21 protein-coding genes and 1 pseudogene are annotated in these 23,228 nt (G+C 71.7%); 7 read left to right on the top strand and 15 right to left on the bottom strand.

Annotated features, from left to right (window positions below):
• Positions 1-3 precede the first annotated feature (3 nt).
• From J7F03_RS11360 to J7F03_RS11340, 5 genes are all read left to right on the top strand, one after another.
• Entirely contained in the window at positions 4-1,104 is a 1,101-nt protein-coding gene (locus tag J7F03_RS11360; RefSeq protein ID WP_214948589.1) for a polyprenyl synthetase family protein, read from the top strand.
• Between the two features lie 90 nt (positions 1,105-1,194).
• Positions 1,195-1,836, top strand: coding sequence for a hypothetical protein (locus tag J7F03_RS11355; protein WP_214948588.1), 642 nt, complete (start codon positions 1,195-1,197; stop codon positions 1,834-1,836).
• Between the two features lie 107 nt (positions 1,837-1,943).
• Positions 1,944-2,192 (top strand): ferredoxin, encoded by a 249-nt coding sequence (locus J7F03_RS11350; RefSeq protein WP_214948659.1) that lies wholly within the window; start codon positions 1,944-1,946, stop codon positions 2,190-2,192.
• Entirely contained in the window at positions 2,185-3,576 is a 1,392-nt protein-coding gene (locus J7F03_RS11345) for an NAD(P)/FAD-dependent oxidoreductase (RefSeq protein ID WP_214948587.1), read from the top strand. Before J7F03_RS11350 ends, J7F03_RS11345 begins: the two co-directional genes overlap by 8 nt.
• 28 nt (positions 3,577-3,604) lie before the next feature.
• A complete protein-coding gene (locus J7F03_RS11340; protein ID WP_214948586.1) occupies positions 3,605-4,846 on the top strand; it encodes a cytochrome P450 in 1,242 nt (413 codons plus the stop codon).
• Between the two features lie 7 nt (positions 4,847-4,853).
• Here the strand turns inward: J7F03_RS11340 and J7F03_RS11335 are convergent, their stop codons facing one another.
• Positions 4,854-5,105 (bottom strand): EF-hand domain-containing protein, encoded by a 252-nt coding sequence (locus J7F03_RS11335; RefSeq protein ID WP_214948585.1) that lies wholly within the window; start codon positions 5,103-5,105, stop codon positions 4,854-4,856.
• A 3-nt stretch (positions 5,106-5,108) separates the two neighbouring features.
• Between J7F03_RS11335 and J7F03_RS42625 the strand changes: the two are divergent.
• Positions 5,109-5,486: pseudogene (locus J7F03_RS42625) on the top strand (RDD family protein); the annotation flags it as partial.
• A 31-nt stretch (positions 5,487-5,517) separates the two neighbouring features.
• Here J7F03_RS42625 and J7F03_RS11325 read toward each other — a convergent pair.
• The 12 genes from J7F03_RS11325 to J7F03_RS11270 all read right to left on the bottom strand — a co-directional run bounded on the left by J7F03_RS11325 (position 5,518) and on the right by J7F03_RS11270 (position 19,440).
• Positions 5,518-6,813, bottom strand: a complete 1,296-nt coding sequence (locus tag J7F03_RS11325; RefSeq protein WP_214948584.1) for an MFS transporter — start codon at positions 6,811-6,813, stop codon at positions 5,518-5,520.
• Between the two features lie 13 nt (positions 6,814-6,826).
• A complete protein-coding gene (locus J7F03_RS11320; RefSeq protein WP_214948583.1) occupies positions 6,827-8,050 on the bottom strand; it encodes a 3-hydroxybenzoate 6-monooxygenase in 1,224 nt (407 codons plus the stop codon).
• 31 nt (positions 8,051-8,081) lie between these two features.
• Positions 8,082-9,995, bottom strand: coding sequence for an anthranilate synthase family protein (locus J7F03_RS11315; protein WP_214948582.1), 1,914 nt, complete (start codon positions 9,993-9,995; stop codon positions 8,082-8,084).
• Positions 9,992-10,654: an isochorismatase family protein gene (locus J7F03_RS11310; protein WP_214948581.1), complete on the bottom strand. Its 663-nt coding sequence runs from the start codon at positions 10,652-10,654 to the stop codon at positions 9,992-9,994. Before J7F03_RS11310 ends, J7F03_RS11315 begins: the two co-directional genes overlap by 4 nt.
• On the bottom strand, positions 10,654-11,415 hold the full coding sequence (locus tag J7F03_RS11305) for a 2,3-dihydro-2,3-dihydroxybenzoate dehydrogenase (RefSeq protein ID WP_214948658.1): 762 nt from the start codon (positions 11,413-11,415) through the stop codon (positions 10,654-10,656). The genes J7F03_RS11310 and J7F03_RS11305 overlap by 1 nt, the downstream gene beginning before the upstream one ends.
• Before the next feature lie 5 nt (positions 11,416-11,420).
• Complete coding sequence (locus J7F03_RS11300) at positions 11,421-12,830, bottom strand: FAD-dependent oxidoreductase (protein WP_214948580.1); 1,410 nt, start codon at positions 12,828-12,830, stop codon at positions 11,421-11,423.
• Complete coding sequence (shc, locus tag J7F03_RS11295; protein ID WP_214948579.1) at positions 12,827-14,716, bottom strand: squalene--hopene cyclase; 1,890 nt, start codon at positions 14,714-14,716, stop codon at positions 12,827-12,829. Before shc ends, J7F03_RS11300 begins: the two co-directional genes overlap by 4 nt.
• A complete protein-coding gene (locus J7F03_RS11290; RefSeq protein WP_308379355.1) occupies positions 14,716-15,144 on the bottom strand; it encodes a DUF2834 domain-containing protein in 429 nt (142 codons plus the stop codon). Before J7F03_RS11290 ends, shc begins: the two co-directional genes overlap by 1 nt.
• Positions 15,128-16,687 (bottom strand): NAD(P)/FAD-dependent oxidoreductase, encoded by a 1,560-nt coding sequence (locus J7F03_RS11285; RefSeq protein WP_251071754.1) that lies wholly within the window; start codon positions 16,685-16,687, stop codon positions 15,128-15,130. Before J7F03_RS11285 ends, J7F03_RS11290 begins: the two co-directional genes overlap by 17 nt.
• 29 nt (positions 16,688-16,716) lie before the next feature.
• Positions 16,717-17,613 carry a 1,4-dihydroxy-2-naphthoate polyprenyltransferase gene (locus J7F03_RS11280; RefSeq protein ID WP_214948578.1) on the bottom strand — a complete coding sequence of 299 codons (897 nt, stop codon included), beginning with the start codon at positions 17,611-17,613 and terminating at the stop codon, positions 16,717-16,719.
• A complete protein-coding gene (gene ubiG, locus J7F03_RS11275; RefSeq protein ID WP_214948577.1) occupies positions 17,607-18,317 on the bottom strand; it encodes a bifunctional 2-polyprenyl-6-hydroxyphenol methylase/3-demethylubiquinol 3-O-methyltransferase UbiG in 711 nt (236 codons plus the stop codon). Before ubiG ends, J7F03_RS11280 begins: the two co-directional genes overlap by 7 nt.
• Positions 18,318-18,384: 67 nt before the next feature.
• Positions 18,385-19,440, bottom strand: coding sequence for a polyprenyl synthetase family protein (locus J7F03_RS11270; protein ID WP_214948576.1), 1,056 nt, complete (start codon positions 19,438-19,440; stop codon positions 18,385-18,387).
• 156 nt (positions 19,441-19,596) lie between these two features.
• Here J7F03_RS11270 and J7F03_RS11265 point away from each other — a divergent pair, with 156 nt between their 5' ends.
• Complete coding sequence (locus tag J7F03_RS11265) at positions 19,597-20,994, top strand: cytochrome P450 (RefSeq protein ID WP_214948575.1); 1,398 nt, start codon at positions 19,597-19,599, stop codon at positions 20,992-20,994.
• 43 nt (positions 20,995-21,037) lie between these two features.
• On the opposite strand, the gene J7F03_RS11260 is transcribed toward J7F03_RS11265, so the two are convergent.
• Both J7F03_RS11260 and J7F03_RS11255 read right to left on the bottom strand, forming a co-directional pair.
• Positions 21,038-22,144, bottom strand: a complete 1,107-nt coding sequence (locus J7F03_RS11260; protein ID WP_214948574.1) for a mechanosensitive ion channel family protein — start codon at positions 22,142-22,144, stop codon at positions 21,038-21,040.
• A 246-nt stretch (positions 22,145-22,390) separates the two neighbouring features.
• A complete protein-coding gene (locus tag J7F03_RS11255; RefSeq protein WP_374104306.1) occupies positions 22,391-23,224 on the bottom strand; it encodes an amino acid ABC transporter ATP-binding protein in 834 nt (277 codons plus the stop codon).
• Positions 23,225-23,228 lie beyond the last annotated feature (4 nt).

The following is a 23,228-nucleotide window of genomic DNA, read 5'->3' as shown; positions in this document are numbered from 1 at the left end:
TTCATGAACGACACGGCCACCGCCCACGCCCTGGAACGGATATCCGGACACCGCAGCCGGTTCGACGCCCGCTTGGAGCAGTACTTCGACACCCTCGGAGAGCGGCTGGACACCCCGACGCACAGCCGCTTCGCGCCGCACTGTCTGGAGCTGCTGCGTGAGCTGTCGATGCGCGGCGGCAAGCGCCTGCGGGTGGTCCTGCTCCACGAGGCGGCCCGGCTGGTCACCACCGACGAGCCGCCGGGCCTGGCGGAGGCCGGTCTGAGCCTCGAACTGCTGCAGACCCACGGGCTCGTCCACGACGACATCATCGACGACGCACCCCTGCGGCGCGGCGGACCGTCGACGTACTACGCCTACCGCCAGGAGCTGCCCGGCGACCTCCCGGCCGCCCTCGGCCTCGCCGTGCTCGCGGGCGACCTCGCCGCCTTCCTGTCGATGCAGGTGCTGCTGGAGGCCGATGTACCCGCGGAGCTGCGGCTCGCCCTGCTGGCCGTCCAGACGCGGACGGCAGGCGAGACCGTCGTCGGACAGATCGCGGACCTGGAGCGGGACACCCTCACGGGTCCCGGCGAGGACTTCCTGCACGAGGTCACCGACTTCAAGAGCGCGCGGTACTCGATCCTGGCTCCGCTGACCATGGGCCTGCTGGCCGCGGGCGAGGACCCCGCGCCACACCGCGAACGGCTGCACCGGTACGCCCGCCTGGTGGGGATCGGCGAGCAGATGCGCGACGACTACCTGGACCTCTTCCACGAGGCCGACCACGTCGGCAAGTCGACCGGGGCCGACATCCGCTCCGGGCGCCGTACCTACGCCGTCAACGCGGTCCTGGCCTGCGCGAGCGGGGCCGACGCCGCCCTGGTGGAAGCCGCGCTCGGCGACCGGGACTGCCCGGACTCCACGATCGCCCGGATCCAGCGGATCGCGCGCGACGGCGGCGCGGACCGGCGGCTGCGCGCCGAGATCCGCCGGTACGCCGAGGCGGCCGCCGCCGAGGCCGCGTCCTGGGCCCCGTACTGGCGGGCGGAGGCCGTGGGCTTCTTCCGGAGCCTGCCCCTGTGGCACATCGACCAGTTGGACCGCACGGACGGGGCGGCCTGAGCCCGCGCCGCACCGCGCCGCCCGGGACCCGTGTCACCCGGGCGCGCGGCCCCGCTGGCACCACGGCCGGGCCCCCGGCTTGCTGGACGAATGACACAAGGAGCACCGGGGACCGCCCCGGGACAGAGCCTGAGCACCCCGCGGGCGGCAGGGCTGGCGGGGATCCTCTTCGCCGCCCTCATGGCGGCGGCGATCGTCCTCGCCCGGATCGCCCTGCCTGAAGGAGGCGGCGCGGACCGGGTCGAGGTCACCTCGGGGCAGCGGCAGGCGGTGACCACGGCCCTGGAACTCGTCCCGTTCGCCGGCATCGCCTTCCTGTGGTTCATGGGCGCGCTGCGGGAGCACGCCGGGGAGGCCGAGGACCGGTTCGTCTCCACCGTCTTCCTCGGCAGCGGCCTGGTCTTCGTCGCCAGCCTCTTCGGCGCCGCCGCGGCCGCCGGGACGGTGCTGGACGCCGATCAGCCCCAGGAGTTCGGCCGCCACTTCGCGTACACGCTCCTCACCACGTACGGGATGCGGATGGCCGCCGTGTTCGTCTTCGCGACCTCGACGATCGGCCGCAGGCTCGGGGTCTTCCCGCGCCCGCTGGCCCTGGCCGGGTACCTCGCCGGGCTCGTGCTGCTGGTGGTCGGCTCCTCCGTGCCGTGGTCCGAGCTGGTCTTCCCGGCCTGGGCCGTGATCGTGAGCCTGTACGTCCTGCGGTCGGGCCGGGCCGGTCCCCGTACCCCCTGACGTGCGCCGGGCGTCACTCCGACGGCTGCGGCGGGCGGGCCCCGGGGGGCCGGGGGACGCAGGCTGGTCCGGGAAGCAGAGGGGGGCACCGAAAGGACCACACCTTGCTGAGGCTCGTCGTCGATCTCAACCGGTGCCAGGGATACGCGCAGTGCGCCTTCCTCGCCCCCGACGTCTTCGCGATGCACGGGGACGAGGGTCTGCTCTACGACCCGCAGGCCGAGGAAGCCCAGCGCGAGCGCGTGGCCCAGGCCGTCGCCGCCTGCCCCGTGCAGGCGATCCTCGTGGACGAAGCGGACCTGGCGGCAGCCCCCTCCGCCCCGGCGGCCCACACCAAGGGGGCCTCCGATGCCTGACACCGCCCTGGACCAGCTCAAGCGGTCCGGCAGGATCGTGGTCGTCGGCGCCTCGCTGGCCGGACTGCGCGCCGCCGAGACCATGCGGGAGAAGGGATTCGCCGGCTCGCTGACCCTGATCGGCGACGAACCGCACGAGCCGTACGACCGCCCGCCGCTGTCCAAGCAGGTACTGCTGGGCCGGGCGGACGCCGAGCACACCGCGCTCCCCCGGCGCCGTGCCCTCGACGCCGAGTGGCGCCTGGGCGTAGCGGCGAGCGGCCTGGACATGGCGGCCCGAAAGGTCCGGCTGGCCGACGGCGACGAGGTGCCCTACGACCGGCTGCTGATCGCCACCGGGGTGCGGGCCCGGCCCTGGCCCAACGAGGCCGAGGGCGAGCTCGAGGGTGTCTTCACGCTGCGCACCCGCGACGACGGAGCGGCCCTGGCCCGGCGGCTGGCGGCCGGACCTCGCCGGGTCCTGGTCATCGGCGCCGGTTTCACGGGTTCCGAGATCGCCTCGGCCTGCCGTGAACGCGGACTGGAGGTCACCGTCGCCGAACGCGGTGACGCCCCGCTGGTCGGCGCCCTGGGCGGGGTGATCGGCGCCGTCGCCGCCGAACTCCACCGGGAGGCCGGCGTCGACCTGCGGACGGGGATCATGGTGACCGGCCTGGAGGGCGACTCCTCGGGGCGGGTCCGGGCCGCGCACCTGTCCGACGGCACCACGCTGGAATGCGACGTGGTGGTCGTCTCGCTCGGCGCGCAGCGCAACACGGAGTGGCTGACCGGCTCCGGACTCGGGGCGGGCCCGCGGGGCATCGCCTGCGACGCCGGCTGCCGGGCCTTCGACATCCGCGGGATCGTCACCGACGACATCTACGTGGCGGGGGACGTGGCCCGCTCCCCGCACGCGCTGTTCGGCTACCAGTTCCTGTCCCTGGAGCACTGGGGCAACGCCGTGGCGCAGGCCGAGACCGCCGCCCACAACATGCTCAGCGAGAGCACGGAGCGTCGCCCGCACCTGTGGGTGCCGGCGTTCTGGTCCTCCCAGTTCGGGGTGAACATCAAGTCCGTGGGCGTGCCCTCCATGGGCACGGAGATCATGATCACCCAGGGCTCGCGGGCCGAGCGCCGCTTCACCGGGGTCTACGGCTACCAGGGCCGGGTCATCGGCGCGGTCACTTTCGACAACGCGCGCTGGCTGCAGTTCTACGAGCGGCAGATCGAGTCCACCGCGCCGTTCCCGCCCCCGTTCACCACGGTGGACCGCCGCGCCGACGGTCAGCGGCCGATCCCCGCGGACTTCCCCGACCCGTCCGTTCCCACGCACGGCCCGACCATCACCCTCAGCGGGTACTCGCCGGCCGACCGCCGGATCACCTTCACCCCCGCCGGGCACTGACCCGCACGCCCACGGAGGACCACCCGCCATGAGCCACGGCATCCTGAGCCAGATCCTGGACTACGCCAACCGCGCGAACCCCTACCCGCTGTACGAGGAGCTGCGCAAGACCCCGGTCTTCCACGACGGGACCGGCCCGTACGTCATCAGCACCTACTACGACATCCAGAGCCTGCTGCACGATCCGCGGCTCAGCTCCGACTCCCGCAACCTCGCCACGACGGCCGGGGACCCGCTGGCCGAGGGCGGGGACGAGGAGGCGATGGCGCTGCCGCCGAGCTTCCTGAAGCTGGACCCGCCGGAACACGACCGGCTGCGCCGGATGACCAACCGGCCCTTCGGCCCGCCACACTCCCCGCACCGCGTCGACGGGATGCGGGACGGACTGCGCGACATCGTCACCGGTCTCATCGACCACCTCGGGGACACCGAACGGATCGACCTGGTCGACCAGTTCGCGTACCCGTTCCCGGTGACGATGATCTGCCGGCTGCTGGGTGTACCGCGCGAGGACGAGGCCCGATTCCACGTCTGGGCCGACACCCTCGCCGCGAGTCTGGACCCCGATCCGGACTCCGATCCCGCCGAACGGCAGCGCGGCACCCACGACGCCCGGATGGAGCTGGGCATGTACCTGGCCGGGCTGGTCGAGGAGCGGCGCAAGAACCCCGGCGACGACATGCTCTCCCAACTGGCCGTGGGGCGCGGCCCGGACGAGTCCATGTCCACGATGGAGCTGCTCAGCACGGCGGCCCTGCTCCTCATCGCCGGCCACGAGACGACGGTCAACCTGATCACCAACGGGATGCTGACGCTGCTGCGCAATCCGGACGTGCTGCGGCAGTTGCGGCAGGAGCCCGGGCTGGCCGTGCCCCTGGTGGAGGAGCTGCTGCGGTTCGAACCGCCGGTGCAACTGCTGCCGCAGCGCACCCCGCTCGTGGACATCGAGGTCCGCGGGACCACCATCCCCAAGGGGTCCTCGATGTGGCTCGTCCTGGCCTCCGGCAACCGGGACCCCGACCGCTTCCAGGATCCGGACCGCTTCGACCCGAACCGCAAGGACATCCAGCACCTGGGCCTGGGCAGCGGCATCCACAGCTGCTTCGGCGCCCCGCTGGCCCGGCTGGAGGCTCAGCTCGCGCTGAGCGAGCTGGCCCGGCGCCTGGAGAACCCCCGCCTCCTGGAGGATCCGCCGCCCTACCGGCAGAACGCGGTCCTGCGCGGTCCCCGGCACCTGCGGATCGCCTGCGACGGGATCCTCCCCGCCTGACCCGCTGCTACCAGCCGAAGCGGCGGTCGACCTCGCGCTCGAACTCCTCGAAGGTCAGTACGTCGTCGCCGTCCAGGTTGGCCCGGTCGAAGAGGGCCGAGGAGGCGTCCGGGTCGCCCAGACCCCAGAAGGGCAGGTCGCCGGCGGCGGCGAGCGTGGGCCCCTTGGCCCGCAGGGCCGAGATCACCTCGTCGCGCGTCAGGACGCCGTCGCTGTTCAGATCGAGTGCGTCGAAGAGCTTGCGGGCCTTCTCGCTCATGACGTGGTCCTTTCAGCAGGAGGGAACCGCGGGCGGAGATCCGCCGGACCGACAGCCTATGACCCGCCGCCGCCCCGCCCGCCGCCGGTCTCCCCCTCGCCCCGGAGGGCGGGCGGGGGGACCGCGTGGTGTCATACAGGGGAGAGGCCAGGCAGGCCGCGCGCGGCGGCACGGACCCGGGCGGAAGCATGGGCCCCGCTGAGCGTGTCCCGCTGGGGCGCCACGCCCGGCAAGCGGGCGCTGGGGCTGGAAGTGGTCCGGGCCGGCACCGACGAGCGCCTGGGCTACGGCAAGGCGGTCGTCCGGCACCTCGTGAACCTCTTCGCCACGGCGATCCCGGTGCTGATGATCGCCAACATGTCCGCGATGGCCCTCGGCCAGGACCGCCGCGGGGCCCGCTCTCGCCCCCGGTTCATCCCGTGCTCGCGCGGGTCTTGCGTTCTCCCTGGTCCGGATGATCCGGACGGTCCTGCTCCGGCTCCGGCGGGCGGGTCCCGTCGGGCCGGTCCGGGCGGTACCTCGCGGACACGAAGATCAGTACGAAGGTCACGGCCAGCGAGGCGAGGCCGCCGCCCCAGAGCACGACCCGCACGCCCCAGTGCTCCGCCAGCCAGCCGCAGAGCAGGGCGCCGACCGGCGTGGAGCCCTGGAAGATGAGGAAGTACAGCGCCATCACCCGGCCGCGGTACTGCGGGTCGCTCCCCAGCTGGATCCGGTGGTTGGCGGCCTGGGCGAAGTACGCGGCCGCGAATCCGGTGGCGGCCAGCAGGGCCAGGGCCGCGGCGTAGCCGGTCACCAGGCCCGCGGCGGTCTCCACGGCGGCGAAGGCGACGGCCGCGCCGAGGACGAGCCGCTGTGAGGGCCGGCCGCTGCGGCCGGCGGTCACGAAGGCGGCGGCCAGCGAGCCGGCCGCCAGCGCGGTGGTCAGCATCCCGAAGGAGGCCGAGCCGGTGTGGAACACCGTCTTGGCCAGCAGGGGCAGGACCAGCTGGAAGTTGAAGCCCAGCAGGCCGACGCAGGCGACGAGGACCAGCGGGAGGACGAGGTCCGGGCGGCCGGAGAGATAGCGCAGCCCGTCGGACACCTTGGCGTCGTGCGGCCGGACCTCGGGGCGCGTCAGCTCCTGCGGACGCATGAACAGCAGCGCGGCGACCGTGGCCACGTAGCTGACCGCGTTGAGCAGCACCACGGACACCACCCCGAAGCCGCTGATCGCCACGCCCGCGATCGCCGGCCCCGCGATGCGGGCCACGTTGAAGTAGGCGGCGCTCATGGCGGAGGCGTTGGGCAGCAGGTCGGGGCCGACCATCTCGCTCACGAAGGACATCCGGGCCGGGGTCTCGACGGCGTTGACCGTGCCGAGGGCGAGGGCGAAGACGTAGACGTGCCACAGCCGCTCGGCGCCGGAGAGCAGCAGGAGGCCCAGCAGCAGGGCGAGGGTGCCCGCCGCGATGTTGGCCAGGACCAGCAGGTGGCGCTTGTCGTGCCGGTCGGCGAGCCGTCCCGCGTAGAGGCTGCACAGCAGGACCGGGGCGAACTGCAGCGCGGTCACCACGCCGAGCGTCTGCGCCGAGTCGCCGGACATCGACAGGACCAGCCAGTCCTGGGCGACGAACATCATCGAGCCGCAGGTGACGGAGAGCACCTGCCCGAGGGTGAAGTAGCGGAAATTGCGGACGGACAGGGACCGGAAGGAATGTCTCACCATGAGACCTTCTCGCCTACGACAGTCGAACACCGCTCAAGGCGGGCACGGCACGCGGGGCGGGCACCACGAGGCGGTGGCCGTGCAGCCAGGACACTTTGTCGTACAGGTCGTCCTCGGTCAGCGACCTCAGCATCGCGTCGCGCGCCGACGCGGACTCGCCCGCGGGGTGGTAGAGCCGCGTGCCCATCTCCCTGGCCACCAGCTGGACGCGCGCGGTCCGCTCGCGCCGCACGGCGTTGTACTCCGCCAGGCGCCGCGCCACGTCGTCGCCCGTGGTGTGAGCGAGTACGCCGCCCAGGACCACGGCGTCCTCCAGGGCCTGGCACGCGCCCTGGGCGGCGTACTGGAGCATCGGGTGGGCGGCGTCGCCCATCACGGCCACCCGGCCGTCCGTCCAGACGTCGACCGGATCGCGGTCGCAGAGCACCCACTCCCGCCAGCCCTCGCCCAGTTCCAGCAGGCGTCGGCCGGCCGGTCCCAGCTCCGCGAAGCGCCCCAGTACGGTGTCCCGGTCCGCCGGGCGTCCGGACACGGGCTCGCGGGCGCCGTCGTCCAGTGTCGCGGCCAGGTTGAGGTAGTCGCCGCCGCCGATGAGGTAGTGCACGAAGTGCCAGTCGGGGCCCGCCCACAGGGTCACCGCGTTCCACCGCAGCTCTCGCGGCACCCTCCCGATCGGGATCACCGACCGGTAGATGGTGTGGCCGCAGACCCGGGGCGCGCCGTCGCCCACCAGTTGCGCGCGGACGGCCGAGCGGATGCCGTCGGCTCCGACGAGCAGGTCGCCCGTGAACGTCCGGCCGTCCGCCGTGGACACGGTGACCGACGCCCCGTCCTGCGCGTACCGCCGTACGCCGGCCCCCGCCACGAGCTCGACGCCGTCGGCCGCCCGGCACGCCGACAGCAGCGGGTGGTAGAGATCGCCGCGCGCCACCACGGCGTACGGGTTGGCGAACCTGTGCCGGTAGCGCCCGGTGAGCGGCATCGCGGCGACCTTCTCGCCCGTCGTGCCGTCCATGAAGCGGAGTTCGTCGATGAACACCGCCCGGCCCCGCACCCCCTGGCCGACGCCCAGGAGGTCCAGGGCGTGGAAGGCGTTCGGACCGAGCTGGATGCCCGCGCCGATCTCGGCGAAGCCGTCCCCGCGCTCCAGGACGGTGACGCGGTGTCCGCGTCGGGCGAGGGAGAGGGCGGTGGCGAGGCCGCCTATGCCGCCTCCGGCGACGAGTGCGTGAACCATGACGCTTCCCGTGTCCCTTCCCGTCGGACGGCTATCGCGTGCACGACCCCATCACCTCCGTGATCAGGGAGCCGATGATCCGCGGCCCGTCCTGGGTGAGGACGGACTCCGCGTGGAACTGCACCGAGGCGAAGTGCGGGCCGCGCAGGGCGTGCACCTCGCCGGTCCCCGGGTCCCGGCTCACGGCGGTGCGGCCGAAGGCGGGGTGCTCGATGGCGTCGCCGTCGCAGCGGGCCGCGAACGTGTTGTAGAACCCGACCCGTTCCCGTCGGCCGAACAGGTCGATCTCGCGCTGCACGCCCTGGTTCGGGACGGGGCGGCGTTCCAGGGCGAGCCCGAGCCGTGCGCTCAGCACCTGGTGGCTCAGGCACACCGACAGGAAGGGGCGCCCTTCTTCCAGCAGCCGGGACACCGCCGCCCAGAGGTGCGCGATCTTCGGCCGCAACACCTGCCTGGGGTCGCCCGGCCCCGGCCCCAGCACCACGAGGTCGTAGGCCGTGATGTCGTACTCCTCGTCGAAGCGCCGTACGGTCACCTCGGCCCCGAGGGAGCGGATCTGATGGGCGAGCATCACCGTGAAGGTGTCCTCGGCGTCGACCACGAGGACGCGGCGCCCCGCCAGTGCGGCGGCCTCGCCGATCCTGCCGTCCGGCTCGTCCAGCCAGAATCCGGAGACGAGTTCGTTGCGTCCCGCCAGCGCGGCCCGGACCTCTGGGTGGGTGGCGAAGCGGCTGGGCGCGGGCTCGGCCAGCGCGGCGAGCAGTCCGGAGACCTTGGCCCGCGTCTCCCGGGCCTCGGACTCGGGATCGGAGTGGCGTACGAGCGTCGCCCCGACGCCGATCCGCAGGCGGCCGTCCGCCGAGATGTCGGCGGTCCGGATCAGGATGGACGAGTCGAGGGTCCGCTCCCCCGAGGCGTCCCGTCCGATGAGGGCGGCCACGCCGCTGTAGTAGCCGCGACCGTTCGGTTCGTGGCGGCTGATCACCTTGGCCGCGTTCTCCAGCGGTGATCCGGTCACCGTCGGTGCGAACATCGTCTCCCGCAGGATGTCGCGGACGTCGCGGTCGGTGCGTCCCTTGATGAGGTACTCGGTGTGCGCGAGGCGTGCCATCTCCTTGAGGTAGGGGCCGACGAGGCGCGCGCCGGAGGGGCAGACGCGGACCATCATCTTCAGCTCTTCGTCCACGACCATGTACAGCTCGTCGGTCTCCTTGCGGTCCGTCAGGAAGGACATCACTCCGTCGAGGGTGGGGCCGCCGCCGGGATAGCAGTACGTGCCGCTGATGGGATTCATGACCGCCGTGCCGTCGCGCACGCTGATGTGCCGCTCGGGGGTCGCGCCCACCAGCACGCGGTCGCCCGTGTGCACGAGGAAGGTCCAGTAGGCGCCGGTCTCCCGTTCCAGCAGCCGGCGGAAGAAGGACAGGGCGCCGACCGGGGAGAAGCCCGGCAGCCATGCCGTGAACGTCCGCTTGATCACGAAGTTCGCGCCCTCCCCGGTGCCGATCTCGTCGGCGATGACGCGCCGCACGATCCGCGCGTACTCCTCGTCCGGGATGTCGAAGGCGTCCTGGTCGACCTTGACCGGCTCGTTCGGCAGCCGGCGCAGGGCCGCCGCGAGCGGCAGCGCCTCCTGACCGGTGACCGTCATCGCGATCAGCGGTTCGCCGTCGTCGTGGGCCGCGAATCCGCGCTCGGTGATCTGCCGGTAGGGCACCAGGGCGAGCAGTTCGTGACCGCCCCCGGGGGCCTCGGTGTCGGGGAGCGGCAGGTCGGCCAGAGTGCGGCAGGGGGACGCGTCGCCGAGCAGCACCTCCAGGGTGTCCGGGGAGGTGGCCTCGGGACGGTGCAGGAGGGCGAAGGCGGGCGCGGTCCCCTCCAGTACGCGCGCCAGGAGGTCCGGGGCTCCGTACGGGCCGGCCGCGGCCCGGTTCCCGGCGCTCACCGCGATCCCTCCGCCGGTACGGCCGCGAGGGCCTCGCACAGGGCTGCCGTGGTCACGACGGCGGCGCACCGCTGCGCCGCGTACTCCAGGGCGAGCCGGTGGTGGTCGGCGGAGAAGTCGGCGACGGCGTCGGCGACCAGGAACGGCTGGATGTCGTGGGTGAAGGCGTCCACGGCCGTCATCAGGACGCCGACGTGCGCGTAGACACCGCAGAGGACGAGCTGGTCGCGGCCCTCGGCCCGCATGCGTTCCAGCAGGTCCGTCCGGAAGAAGGCGCTGTAGCGCCACTTGGTGAGCAGCCAGTCGCCGGCCGCCGGTTCGAGGGCCTCGACTACTCGGCGGTGCTCGGGTGCCGTCCGCATCCCGGGACCCCAGAAGTCCACGAGCAGGCCGCGCTGTTGCGGCGTCATCCCGCCGGGCTGGGCGGTGTAGGCGACCGGGATGCCGAGTCCGGCGCAGCGCCGGCGCAGCAGTGCCGCGTTGTGGACCAGGGGTGCTCCGGGCGAGGCGTCCCGTGGGAAGGGTTCGAGGAAGTACTCCTGCATGTCGTGGACGAGGAGCACGGCACGCCGCGGGTCGGCCTGCCAGTCCACGACCACCGGGGGGAGTTCGCCCGGCAGGGGCAGCGGGTAGGGGGCGATGGGAGGTATGCCGGCCATCAGGACACCTGCGCTCCGAGGGTCGCCCCTCCGTCGACGGTGATGCCGTGCATGGTGATGTGTCCGGCCTCCTCCGACAGCAGGAAGCGCACGGCGTGCGCGACGTCCTGCGGGCTCGCCACCTTGCCCAGCGGGATGCCGGCCCGGTATGCGGCCGGGTCCCCGGTGATGGAGGCTACGGACGCCCGCCCGTCCCCATGCATGCCGTGCAGCATCGGGGTGTCCGTGGAGCCGGGGGCCACGAGGTTGCAGCGGATGTTGTACCGGGCGACTTCGAGGCCGAGGCACTTGGTGAAGGAGATCGCCGCCGCCTTGGACGCGGCGTACGCGGCCATGTTCCAGCGGGCGGTGCCGGCCGCGTTGGAGGCGATGGTGACGATGGCTCCCCGTCCGCGCGGGATCATGCGGTTGACGACCGCCCGGGACATGAAGAAGACCCCGTTGGTGTTGACCGCGAAGGTGTCGTGCCAGTCCTGATCGGTCGTCTCGGCGGCTTCTCCCAGCCGGAGCACTCCGGCCGAGTTCACCAGGTGGTCGATGGGCCCGACGGTCCGTTCCACGTCGTCCACCACGGCCTCGGCCTCGGTGCTCGACGCGACGTCCGCCGGACGGGCCAGTACGTCGAGCCCGTCAGCGGTCAGCTTCCCGACCAGGGTGGCCAGCCGGACGGGGTCGCGGTCCACCGCCGCGACCGTGGCGCCCTGCTGTGCGAGCAGGCGCACCACCGCCGAGCCCATGCCACCGGCCGCGCCGGTCACCATGGCGATCACGACGCGCCGCCCGTGTTCTTGGCCAGCAGCCTGATGCCCGCCGCGACCGGGGCCAGGGCGACCCGCAGGGTGCGGGCGAGCGCCGGGCTGACCCCGCCGATCCGGTCGATCCGCACCGGCTGGGCGTCGGGCCGCAGGGCCCGCCGTACCGACTCGGCGGCCGCGAGGCCCGAGCGCACGGCGCCCTCCATGCCCGCCACGCCGGCCGGGCCCGCGCAGTAGTCGCCGGCGACGTGCATGTTGCCGAGTGCGGTCGTGGCCGTCGGCCGGTGCCGGTCGGATCCGGGCCCGGGGGCGAAGAACGGCGCCTTGTCGTGGGGTTGGTAGCAGACGTGCTCGATGTCGTCCCAGGTGAGGACGGGTATGTAACTCATGAGCTCCTCCACGAGGACTTTGACCGCCTCGTCTTCGGACAGGTGCGCGAGCTGCGAGGCGCGGCCGACCACGCAGTTGAGGAGGCTGGTGTCGTGCCCCTCCCAGACCTGGCCGATGTCGATGAGGGTGATCGCGTGCGGCGACTCGACCAGGCGGATGTGCTCGGCGGGCACTCCCGGCAGCCGCCTGCGCAGGTAGATGTGCAGCGCCCCCAGCGGTCGCGACACCAACTCGTCGACACCGTACGGTGGTTGCAGCGCGCCGGTGACGCCGACGCCGAGCCCGGACAGCCTCCCGTGCGGGACCGCGAGCACCACGTGGCCGTCCACGTCCTCGGTCACGGTGTCACCGTCGCGCACGGTCAGGGTGTCCAGCCGGCCGCCGTCCACGGAGACCTCCAGGAGTTCCGCGCCGGTGCGGACCTCGACGCCGGCCGCTTCCAGCCGCTGCCGGAAGGGGCCGATGAACCATTGCTGGAGGTCCCCCCTGGGCATGCGCACCTTGCCGGGGTGGCGTGCGAAGGCGGCGATGCTGCCCCGGAAGCTCGCGGCCGACACGGCCCGGCTCTCGGCGGCGCTGGAGGCGACGAAGAGGTGCTCGACGTCGGCGATCGCCGCTTCGGTCAGGTACCAGCGACTGTGGAGGAACCGGTGGAGCGATTCGTCTCGGTCCCCGTACTTCTGGGCGAGCAGGTCGATCACCCCGTAGAAGAACAGCAGTTGGTCGGCGACGGGGGTGACCGCCGACCGGAAGGTGGGGAACTCGCCCGGCACCAGCTGGTGGAGGCTCCCGGTCTCGCGCAGGTTCCCCGCTATGCCCAGTTCGTCGACGAGCTTCAGCGTGTTGCGGTACCAGGCGGGGAAGATGTGCACCCCGTGGTCCTCGACCCGGCCGTCGATCACCCGCGACCCGGCCATCCCGCCGAGCTCCGGGCCGGCTTCCAGCAGCCGTACCGGAATCCCGTACTTGCGGACGGCCCAAGCCGCCGTCATCCCGGCGAGGCCTCCTCCGACCACCGTCACACGGGTCATCGCCGCTGCTCCGATCCACTGGTGGCGGCCTGGTACGCCGACATGGCCATCGTGGGATAGATGAGGCGCAGCAGGCTGTCGCGCCAGTACAGGCCGTCGTGGTGGACCACCCAGGTGTGCCACGGTTCGGCCCAGTCGCCGTCGTCCTGCTGGGTGCGGACCAGGAACTCAAGGCCCGCGCGGACCTCTTCGCTGTCGGCGCGGCCCGCGGCGATGAGCGCGAGCAGCGCCCAGCCCGTCTGCGAGGGGGTGCTCTCGCCGGTCCCGATCCACGCCGGATCGTGCAGCGCGCGGATGTCCTCGCCCCATCCGCCGTCGTCCTGCTGGTGCGCGGTGATCCATGCGCAGGCCCGGGCCACGGCCGGGTCGGTTCCCGGGATCCCGCAGGCGGTGAGTCCGGTGACGGCCGCGCTCGTGCCGTGCAGGTGGTAGCAGGCCCACCAGCCGGGCCACGACCCGTCGGGGTGCTGGTTGCGGCGCAGCCACTCGATGCCGCGCAGGGCGGCCGGGGTGCGGGCCTGGCCGTCGGAGCCCAGGGCTTCCAGGACGTGCCCGGTGACGTCGGCGGAGGGCGCTTCGAGGAATCCGATCGCGGCCAGTTTGTCGCGTCCCGGCAGCCGCCAGCGGAGCGGTTCGAAGGCGGCCCAGCCGCCGTCCTCGCACTGCTGGGACTCCATCCACCGGCCGGCCCGCTCGCACGCCTCGTCGACGGCCGCGTCGCTGCCGCGCGGATGGAACCGGCGCAGGGCGGCCACCGCGAAGGCGGTGTCGTCGGCGTCGGGGTTGGCGTTGTTGGTGAACTCGTACGGCCATCCGCCGGCGACCGGGTCCTTGGTCAGGACGGCCCAGTCGCCCAGTTCGGTGACCTGGTTGGCGAGCAGCCAGCGGACCGCGGGGTCGGCGGCGGACTTCGCGTCGGGGCCGCCGGCGGCGGCGGTCGCGTTCAGGGCCAGGGCGGTGTCCATGACCACCGAGGTCCACATCTCCACCCGGCGGTGGCCGTCCTTCTCGACGACGTAGCGGTCGAGTCCCTCCATCGCGGCCTTGACGACCGGGTGGTCCTGTCCGAAGCCGACCGCGTCCAGTCCCATGACGACGTTCGCGGTCTGCGGCCAGTTGCCGCCCCAGCTGCCGTCCTGTTCCTGGGTGCGGACGAGCCAGTCCGCCGCCTTGCGGATCGCCCTGCGGCGCAGGAAGCCGACCGGGTGGCGGGCGTACCAGTGGCTGAGCGCCGTCCCGATCCTCAGCGCGGCGGGCCTCGGGAGCTTTCGCCGGGCGCTGGGCCGGGCGAACAGTTCACCGATGCCGAAGCCGGCGGGGACGACCGGCCGGTCGGCCATGAACAGGCTGTTGGCGACGACGATCCCGCGGGCGGCGGCGCCTATCTGGTAGATGTTGCCGGGAAACCTGCTGGGCAGCAGGACGATCTCCGCCGGGATGAGCGGGATGTCGCGCCACGGCCACAGCCCGATCAGGGCCAGCCAGGCGAGCATGATGAGGTTGTCGACGCTCTCGATGCCGCCGTTGCCCCGGATCGACCCGGCCGCCGCGCGCATCGCGGGTTCGTCCGGGTCGTGGCCGGCGAGCCGCAGCGCGACGTAGCAGAAGATGGAGAGCAGGAGCTCGTCGGGCCCTTTGTAGTAGGACGCCCAGCCGCCCGAGGCGGACTGCTCGCTGAGGATCGTCTTCGCCGCGGCGGCGACCGACCCGTCGTCCGCCAGCCGCAGGAAGTGCCGCAGGATGACTTCGCCGGATTCGCCGATGAGGCTGGTCTCGAAGTCGCCCTTCCAGTGGCCGGCCGGATCCTGGCGCTCTCGGAGCGTACGGGCGGCCAGGGCCAGGGAACGGTCGACGCTCGCGGTCAACGCGATGGCCTCGGTGGTCATCACTGCATCCCTCTCGTCAGTTCGTGGGAAGCCGCGGCGACGGGGCTCGATCCCTCGTCGCCCGCGGCCGCGATCTTCAGCTGGCGGACGTACATGAAGGCGGTGAAGCTGGCGCACAGCGCCAGCGCGGGGGCGCCGATGATGTACGCCCACACGTGGCGGATGCCGAACCGGCGGGCCTCGACGACCATGAAGGCCGCCAGTGCCGCCCAGATCAGGAACAGGTCGGCGTAGACGAACCGGGCCGCCGGGTTGGTCAGCGCGTCGCGCAGGAAGTTGCGGATGACGCCGAAGGGGCCGTCGTGGATGTTGTCCACGACGAAGTCGACGGCCAGCGCACCCATGACGCAGGAGCCGGCGGCGGAGAAGAGTCCGTAGAACAGGCACAGCGCACGGTCCCTTCCGTGCACCTCACCGAGTCTCAGCACGTCGGCCTCCAGAGCGGTGGTCGTATCGGGTGTCGTATCGGGTCTCGCGTGGTCGGTCGTACCGGTAGGCGTCGAGGTCGAAGTGCCTGGCCCGCCAGGCGGCCTCGTAGCGGGTGGCCGGGCGGACGGCCGGCGCGTCACCGCGCTCGTCGAGGTAGTAGGTGTTCGCGCCCCTGCAGCTCTCGTCGAGGAACACGGTGTTCGGCTGCCTGCGCAGCGTCCTGCGGAAGGACTTGTCGTGTTCCTCCGGCCTGACGGAGGCTTGCGTGGCGCGCCGCCGCCGGGCCTCCGCGATCACCCGCAGCGCATGGGTGACCTGGTAGTCGATCATGCCGAACCAAGACCCGCCGGTGAACGAGTACGGCCCGACGATGAACCAGAGGTTCGGGAAGCCCTTGACCGAGCTGCCCTCGTACGTCTGGAAGCGCTCGGTCCTCCAGAACTCCTTGAGCTCCCGGTTCCCGGGACCGTGCATCGGGAAGGGCGGCAGGTTCTCCAGGACGTGGAAGCCCGTGGCGAGCACCAGCACGTCGAGCCGCTGCTCCTCGCCGTCCGCCGTGTGGATCCCGGTCTCGGTGATCCGCTCGATGCGTTCGGTGACGAGCTCGACGTTGTCCCGGGTGAAGGCGCGCCAGTAGCCCTTCGCGAACGACGGCCGCTTGCAGCCCAGTTTGTACGTCGGGGTGAGCTTCCTCATCAGCTCGGGATCGCCGCCCACCTCGCGGCGCAGGTGGCGCCGGGACAGCGCTTCGCCCGCCTTCACCAGGAAGGGGAACTGCCGGTGGTAGATCATGGCGATCACGAAGCCGAGCTCCGTCACCGTGTCCGTGAACAGCCGGACCGCGCGCTGCGTCCACGGAGCCGCCCGGAACAGCCGGCTCAGGGCGGCGGGCATCGCGAAGTCCGGCTTCGGGAAGACCCAGATGGGGGTGCGCTGGTAGACGTGGAGCCGCTCCACCCGGGGGGCGATCTCGGGGACGATCTGCACGGCCGACGCGCCGGTGCCGATCAGTCCCACGCTGCGGCCGGCCAGGTCCAGCGAGTGGTCCCACCGCGCGGTGTGCACGATGTCGCCCTTGAACCTGTCGAGTCCCTCGATGCCGGGCGCCTTGGGCTTGGTGAGCCAGCCGGTGGCGCAGATGACGAACCGTCCCGTGGTCGAGGTGCCGTCCGCCAGGAAGACCGTCCACAGGTGCCGCGACTCGTCGTACTCGGCCCGCACGACCCTCGCGTTCAGCCGCAGGTGGCTCCGCAGGCCGTACTTGTCGACGCACGTCTGCGCGTAGGCCTTCAGTTCCGCGCCGGGCGGGAAGGCCCGGGACCAGGACGGGGAGGGCTCGAAGGCGAAGGAGTAGGAGAAGGCGGTGATGTCCACGGCGATGCCGGGGTACTGGTTGGCGTGCCAGCTGCCTCCGATGTCGTCCTGCTCGTCCAGGACCACGAAGTCCTCGATGCCGGCCTGGCGCAGGCCGATCGCCGTGCCTATTCCGGAGAACCCGGCGCCGATCACCAGCACTTCGTGGTCGGGCTTCACCGGTGTCATCGGTGTGACCGGTGTCCCGCTCCGGCCGGTCACAGGGCCAGTCCGATCGCCAGCAGGGCCCCGTACACGAGCAGCAGCACGCACGTGTGCTCCAGCGCCGCTATCAGCTCGCTGCCGCGCGCCCCGCCGAGCACCCGGCGCAGCGGGATCACGGCGAACGGGGCGGCGGCGAGCACGAGCAGCACCCAGGGCCGGGCGGCCGCCAGGAGCAGTCCGGACGCGAAGGCGGCGCCGACGCAGAGGAGGTAGTAGACGCGGGTGCGCCCGTCGCCCAGCCGCACCGCGAGGGTGATCTTCCCCGCGGCGGTGTCGGTGGGTATGTCGCGGAGGTTGTTCGTGGTCAGAAGCGCGCAGGCGAGCAGGCCTATGGGCACGGACGCTCCGAGGGCGAGCAGCGGCACGCGGCCGAGCTGGATGTAGGCCGTGGCGCACACGGCGATGACGCCGTGGAAGAGGAAGATGCTGACGTCGCCGAGTCCCAGGTAGCCGTAGGGCCGGGACCCGCCGGTGTAGAACCAGCCGCCGAGCGCGCAGAGCGCCGCCAGCGCGAGCAGCCACCACGAGACGGTCACGGCCATGACCACTCCGGCCAGGACCGAGAGGCCGTACAGGGCGAGCCCCATGCGCAGGACCTGTCGCGGCGACGCCTGTCCCGAGCCCACCAGGCGGACGGGGCCCACCCGTTCGTCGTCGGCTCCCCGCACCCCGTCGCTGTAGTCGTTGAAGAAGTTCGTGCCGAGGACGAAGCCCAGGGCGAACAGCAGGGTCAGGGTGGCGCGCCACCAGCTGAAGTGACCGAGCGAGCGGGCGACGGCCCATCCCACCACGATCGGCGCCAGGGTCACGGGCAGGGTCTTGAGCCGGGCACCGACCAGCCAGTTCCGCAGCACGGTGTTCCGGGCCGGCCGTTGATGAGTCGTCACCATTTCGTCCCCGCCCCGAGGAAGAGGACTCCGGTGGACGTGACGGGCACCATGCGGACCTCTTCGCGGCGCCGGGCCAGGTAGCCGATCCCGTCACGGAAACTCGGACGCAGGCCTTGCAGCTTCAGCTCCACCCCGTGCGACCGCGCGGTACGCGTCAGCCGTTCCCGGTTGACGAAGAGGCGGTGGTCGTGGGTGCCGCGGGCCGGCCTGCCCGGCAGGGGAAGATTCTCGGCGAGGGTGATGGAGACCAGCCGCGCCAGCCTGGTGTCGGCGATGGTGTCCACGACCAGCGTGCCGCCGGGGCGCAGGACGCGGCACAGCTCCGCCACCACCCCGTAGGGATCCGGCACGTGCTCGAGGCACTGACCCGCCGTGACGACGTCGAACGACTCGTCGGGGAAGGGGAGTTCGGCGATGTCGGCGCGGACGACATCGTCGAAGCCGTGGCGCAGCGCCTCTTCGAGGGACTTGGCCGACAGGTCGACGCCGACCACGCGGTAGCCCTTGCCCGCCAGGTGGGGGCCGAACAGGCCGCCCCCGCAGCCGACATCGAGCAGTCGGGCCTGCTCGCGCGCGGCGGGCGGGATGTACTCGGCGCGGGCGCGGGCGATCCAGCCGAGCGGTGCCAGCGGCCCTCTAGGGTCCCACCACTGGTCGGCGAGACCATCGTAATCGTTGATGAAATCGGTTCGGAGCCCTGACACGACAACCCTCCGGGATCGACCCAGCCGAGCCCGGCTGAGCGTTGGCACGACTTGCTGCGCGATCGGTTCACGCCGTGTCGACGAGCGCTTCCTGGGCGGGGTGCTGGGACGCGAGCCCGTCCACGAGGTCGCGAAGACACCGCCGTACGAGAGGAGCCCGGTGCACGAAGGACGGATGGGATTCCAGCGCGTCCAGGGCATCCGCCATGTAGCGCTGCGCCACATCGGCCGCCCGGCCGATGGACCCGGACTCGTGCATGGCATCGATGATCGCCTGGCACTGCGCCGGGGAAATCGGCTGCTCGCGCAATACCGGAAGAATACGCTCCGGAGAATCCCTCACGGCATAGATCACCGGAAGGGTGTACACGCCGTTGAGAACGTCCTTCCCGGGCTGCTTTCCCGTTTCCTGGCTGCAGATGTCCAGGATGTCGTCCCAGATCTGGAACGCCATGCCGAGATTGTGCCCGAAGCTCTCCAGAGCCTCCTGAGCCGCTGTATCGGCACCGGATTGCGACGCTCCCATCAGGGAGGCGGTCCGTATGAGGCGCGCCGTTTTCCCCGAAATCGACGTGAGGTATTCCTCTTCGGTTCGCAGGGGATCGAAGAGCTGGCTGGTCTCCAGCATCTGCCCCACGCACAGGTCGATCAGCGTCTGCGCCATCGTCATCATGCGAGAGGCCCCGAGAGAGGCCGCGGCCTGCATGCAGCGCGCGAGGAGATAGTCCCCGGTCAGCAGGGCGATGGCGTCGCCGTACTTGGCGTTCGAGGTGGGCCTGCCCCGCCTGACCTGTGCTTCGTCGATCAGGTCGTCGTGGTAGAGGGTGGCGATGTGAAGGATCTCGACGATGGCGGCCCCGTCGATGACGCGCTGGGGCGTGACCCCGGCCGGCTCGCCCTCCAGGAGGTACGAGGACAGGAGCGCGAGCGTGGGCCTGAGCAGACGGCCCGTATGCTCCACCGCGTACATGATCGGTTCGTGAATCCTCTGCTGTGGCGGCACCGCCAGGGAGTAGAGACTCTCCCTGACCCGCTCCAAGTCGTCCTTGAGTCGTTCTTGAATCTGAACGAGTCCGCCGTCGGTCGGAAATTCACTTCCGATCAGGGCCGATATCTCCTTCATTGATGCTTCCTTCCCCCGAATCCTCCGTGCCGCCTTTCGACAGGCCAGGAGGACCGGCAAAGTCTCACGAAGGGTCTAGGTTGCCTCAAGTGCGATGCAACCCTGCATGGGACATTAGGAGGAAGGATTGAGAACGAGTAGAGAATGGATGGCGACATGGAAAGCGTTTCCGCGGTACCGAAGGCACCTGGTGCGACCGCTGTCCTGGGGCACCTGCCCGCACTCCTGCGGGCGCCGCTGGCATTCCTGCGCGGCCTGCCCGCGCACGGTCCGCTGGTGGAGATCCGCCTCGGCCGCAAGCCCGTGGTCGTGGTGTGCGATCCCGAACTGACCCGTTCGCTGCTGGTGCAGGACCGCGTCTTCGACAAGGGCGGCCCCCTCTTCGATCGGCTGCGCGAGGCGGGCGGGCAGGGTCTCGCCACCTGCCCCAGCGGGGAGCACCGGCGCCAGCGCCGGCTGATACAGCCCGCCTTCCACCAGGCCCGCTTCCCCGGTTACGCCGGCATCATGACGGAGCGGATGGACGCGATCCTGGCAAGCTGGCGCGACGGCCAGACCCTCGACCTCAGCGTGGAGATCCGCAAGATCGCCGCCGACGTGGTCATCGCCGCCGTCTTCGGCACCAGTCTGGAGAACGGCATCCACACCCGTCTGGCCACGGACTTCGACACCCTCCTGTCCGGCTTCACCCGGCACAGCCTCCTGCCGAAGCCGCTGCGCAAGGTGCCCACGCCCGGCAACGTCCGCTACGACCAGGCCACCAAACGCGTGCGGGAGACCATGACCGGCCTCGTCGCCGAGCACCGCGAACGCGGAGCCACCGACGAGACGAACCTGCTGGCCATGCTCATCTCGGCCCGCGACCCGGAGAGCGACTCGCCCGCCCTGAGCGACGAGGAGCTCGTGGACCAGGCCGTCACGATGTACTCCGCCGGCACGGAGACGACGGCGGGCTCGGTGGGCTGGGCGCTGTACCTGGCCGCCGTACATCCCGAGGTCCTGGGCCGCCTGACGTCAGAGATCGACACGGTGCTCGGCGGACGGACCGCCGGCTGGGAGGATCTGCCGCAACTGACCTATACCCGCCAGGTGTTGAGCGAGGCCCTGCGCATGTACCCGCCCGGCTGGTTCCTCACCCGGCAGACGATGACGGACACCCACCTGGGCCCGTACGCCCTCGCCGAGGGCACGACGATGGCGTACAGCCCCTACCTCATCAGCCACCTGCCGGACCTCTACCCCGACCCGGAGCGCTTCGATCCCGACCGCTGGATCCAGCGCGGCCGGCAACCGCAGGTACCCGTCACGGTGTTCGGCGGCGGCGCCCGCAAGTGCATCGGCGACGAGTTCTCGCTCATCGAGGGCGTCCTGTTGCTCGCGTCCCTGCTCAGCCACTGGAACGTCGATCTCCACCCCGGCAGCCTGACCCTCCCCAAGCTCCCCCAGCTCACGCTGAACCCGGGCAGGATGGTGGCCACCATCACCGCCCGGAGCCCTCGCCGCCCGTACGCGGACCAGCCCGAGCCGGCGCGGGCGGCGGGCCCGGACATGTGACGGACACCGGGTCGACCCGCCGCCCGCCACCGCCCGCCGTCCCCTACCGCCCGCTGTCCGCCAGTATCGAGGCCGGCGCCTCGCGCTGGTGCGGGACCGGCGCCGGCGGTGCGGGCCGGGGGGCGTCCTGGTGGAGCGCGACGGTCCGCGTGGGGGCGGGGATCGAGATGCCCTCTTCCCGGAACCGGCGGTGCAGCCGCTTGATGAACTCGTGCTTGATCCGGTACTGGTCGCTGAACTCGCCGACGCCCAGGATCACCGTGAAGTCGATCCTGGAGTCCGCGAACGTGTGGAAGCGGACGGCCCCTTCGTGATCGGGGACCGCGCCGTTGATGTCGGCCATCACCCCGTCGACCACGTCGAGGGTCACCCGCTCGACGTGCTCCAGATCGCTTTCGTAGCCCACTCCCACCTGGACGAGCATCGACAACTGCTGTTCGGGCTGGGTGAAGTTGGTCATGTTCGTGCGCGCGAGCCGCCCGTTGGGGATGATCACCAGGTTGTTCGACAGGTTGCGGACCACGGTGTTGCGCCAGTTGATGTCGACGACGTAGCCCTCCTCACCGCTCGTGAGGCGGATGTAGTCACCGGGCTGCACCGTCTTCGAGGCGAGGATGTGGACGCCGGCGAAGAGGTTGGCGAGGGTGTCCTGCAGCGCCAGGGCGACCGCCAGACCGCCCACCCCGAGCGCGGTGAGCAGGGGTGCGATGGACACGCCGACGGTTTCGAGTGCGACGAGCAAGCCCATCGCGAGCACCACGACCCGCGTGATGTTGACGAAGATGGTGGCCGATCCGGCCACTCCCGTCCGCGCCTGGGCCACGGACTGGACGAGACCGGCGACGACCCGGGCCGCGCCGAGCGTGGCCATGAGGATCAGCAGGGCCGTCAGCGACTGGTTCACCCAGCCGGAGACCCGCGTGCTGAGGGGCAGCGTCGAGGCGGCCACGGCGGCGCCCGCGATGACGGCCGCCCCCGGGGCGAAGGTGCGCAGCGCGTCGACGACGATGTCGTCCCCGCTCCAGCGCGTCCGCAGGGCGTGCTTGCCCAGCCACCGTACGAGGGCCCGCAGGAGCAGGCCGGCCAGCGCGCCCGCGGCGAGTGCGATGCCGGCGACCAGCCAGTCGTGCAGGACGAGGTCCCGGTTCAACGGACGACCTCCATCCCTCGTCGGACCGGGGAAGCGGAGGCGGGAGCCGCCGCCCGCCGTATGAGGTGTGTCGTCACCTTGTCACCTGTCAGTTCGTCGTGCGGGAAGCCGCGTTCGGACATGCGTGCGCATCCGGAACGGGCTGCCATCCTGCCCCATGGGCACGGCGACGGCGGAAGTGGGCCGGGTTTGCCGCCCGGCGTCCTGGCGCGCCGGGCGGGGCTCGCGTCAGGGGCTCGACGGGATCTAGTCGTCCTCGCCCGGCCGCGGGCCCTTGCCCTCGGCCCCGGGTGCCTCGGCCGCCGCCGGGTCCAGGATGCGGTTCAGGAAGCTCCTGGTCCGCTCCTGCCGGGGATCCCCGACCACCTGCGCCGCCGGACCCTGTTCGACGATCACTCCGCCGTCCATGAACACGACCCGGTCCGCGACCTCGCGGGCAAAGCTCATCTCGTGGGTGACGACCATCATCGTCATGCCCTCGCCCGCCAGGACCCGCATCACCGCCAGTACCTCGCCGACGAGTTCGGGGTCGAGCGCCGAGGTCGGCTCGTCGAAGAGCATCACCTCCGGGCCCATCGACAGGGCCCTGGCGATCGCCACCCGCTGCTGCTGGCCGCCGGACAGCTGGGCGGGGAAGGCCTCGGCCTTGTCGGAGAGGCCGACGCGGGCGAGGTTCTCGCGGGCCACGGCCGCGGCCTTGGTCTTGTCCCTGCCCAGCACCCGGCGTTGGGGCAGGGTGAGGTTCTCCGTGACGTTCACGTGCGGGAAGAGGTTGAACTGCTGGAAGACCATGCCGATGCGGCGGCGTACGGCGTCGATGTCCACGTCCAGGTCGGTGACCTCCGTGCCGCCGACGAAGACCCGGCCCTCGCTGGGCTCCTCCAGCAGGTTCACACAGCGCAGCAGCGTCGATTTGCCCGAGCCGGACGGCCCGATGACGCACACCACTTCGCCCCGCGCGATCTCCAGATCGATGCCGCGCAGGACGTGGTTGTCGCCGAAGGACTTGTGCAGTCCGCGGATCTCGATCTCCGGGCCCGTCGTGGCCATCACGTCCACCGCTTCCGTCTCCTGTGGCATCTCG

It is taken from the genome of Streptomyces sp. ISL-43 (assembly GCF_018614195.1).
Taxonomy (GTDB): Bacteria; Actinomycetota; Actinomycetes; order Streptomycetales; family Streptomycetaceae; genus Streptomyces.
The sequence above is the reverse complement of the archived record's forward strand: the minus strand, read 5'-3'. Positions and strand labels throughout refer to the sequence as shown.

Coding starts and splice junctions, on each gene's coding strand:
- J7F03_RS11345 (WP_214948587.1), top strand. CDS start 2,185: ATGCCTGACACCGCCCTGGACCAGCTCAAGCGGTCCGGCAGGATCGTG.
- J7F03_RS11355 (WP_214948588.1), top strand. CDS start 1,195: ATGACACAAGGAGCACCGGGGACCGCCCCGGGACAGAGCCTGAGCACC.
- J7F03_RS11305 (WP_214948658.1), bottom strand. CDS start 11,415: ATGGTGACCGGCGCGGCCGGTGGCATGGGCTCGGCGGTGGTGCGCCTG.
- shc (WP_214948579.1), bottom strand. CDS start 14,716: ATGACCACCGAGGCCATCGCGTTGACCGCGAGCGTCGACCGTTCCCTG.
- J7F03_RS11255 (WP_374104306.1), bottom strand. CDS start 23,224: ATGCCACAGGAGACGGAAGCGGTGGACGTGATGGCCACGACGGGCCCG.
- J7F03_RS11265 (WP_214948575.1), top strand. CDS start 19,597: ATGGAAAGCGTTTCCGCGGTACCGAAGGCACCTGGTGCGACCGCTGTC.
- J7F03_RS11335 (WP_214948585.1), bottom strand. CDS start 5,105: ATGAGCGAGAAGGCCCGCAAGCTCTTCGACGCACTCGATCTGAACAGC.
- J7F03_RS11280 (WP_214948578.1), bottom strand. CDS start 17,613: ATGGTGACGACTCATCAACGGCCGGCCCGGAACACCGTGCTGCGGAAC.
- J7F03_RS11325 (WP_214948584.1), bottom strand. CDS start 6,813: ATGGTGAGACATTCCTTCCGGTCCCTGTCCGTCCGCAATTTCCGCTAC.
- J7F03_RS11360 (WP_214948589.1), top strand. CDS start 4: ATGAACGACACGGCCACCGCCCACGCCCTGGAACGGATATCCGGACAC.
- J7F03_RS11320 (WP_214948583.1), bottom strand. CDS start 8,050: ATGGTTCACGCACTCGTCGCCGGAGGCGGCATAGGCGGCCTCGCCACC.
- J7F03_RS11310 (WP_214948581.1), bottom strand. CDS start 10,654: ATGGCCGGCATACCTCCCATCGCCCCCTACCCGCTGCCCCTGCCGGGC.
- J7F03_RS11270 (WP_214948576.1), bottom strand. CDS start 19,440: ATGAAGGAGATATCGGCCCTGATCGGAAGTGAATTTCCGACCGACGGC.
- J7F03_RS11300 (WP_214948580.1), bottom strand. CDS start 12,830: ATGACCCGTGTGACGGTGGTCGGAGGAGGCCTCGCCGGGATGACGGCG.
- J7F03_RS11285 (WP_251071754.1), bottom strand. CDS start 16,687: ATGACACCGGTGAAGCCCGACCACGAAGTGCTGGTGATCGGCGCCGGG.
- J7F03_RS11340 (WP_214948586.1), top strand. CDS start 3,605: ATGAGCCACGGCATCCTGAGCCAGATCCTGGACTACGCCAACCGCGCG.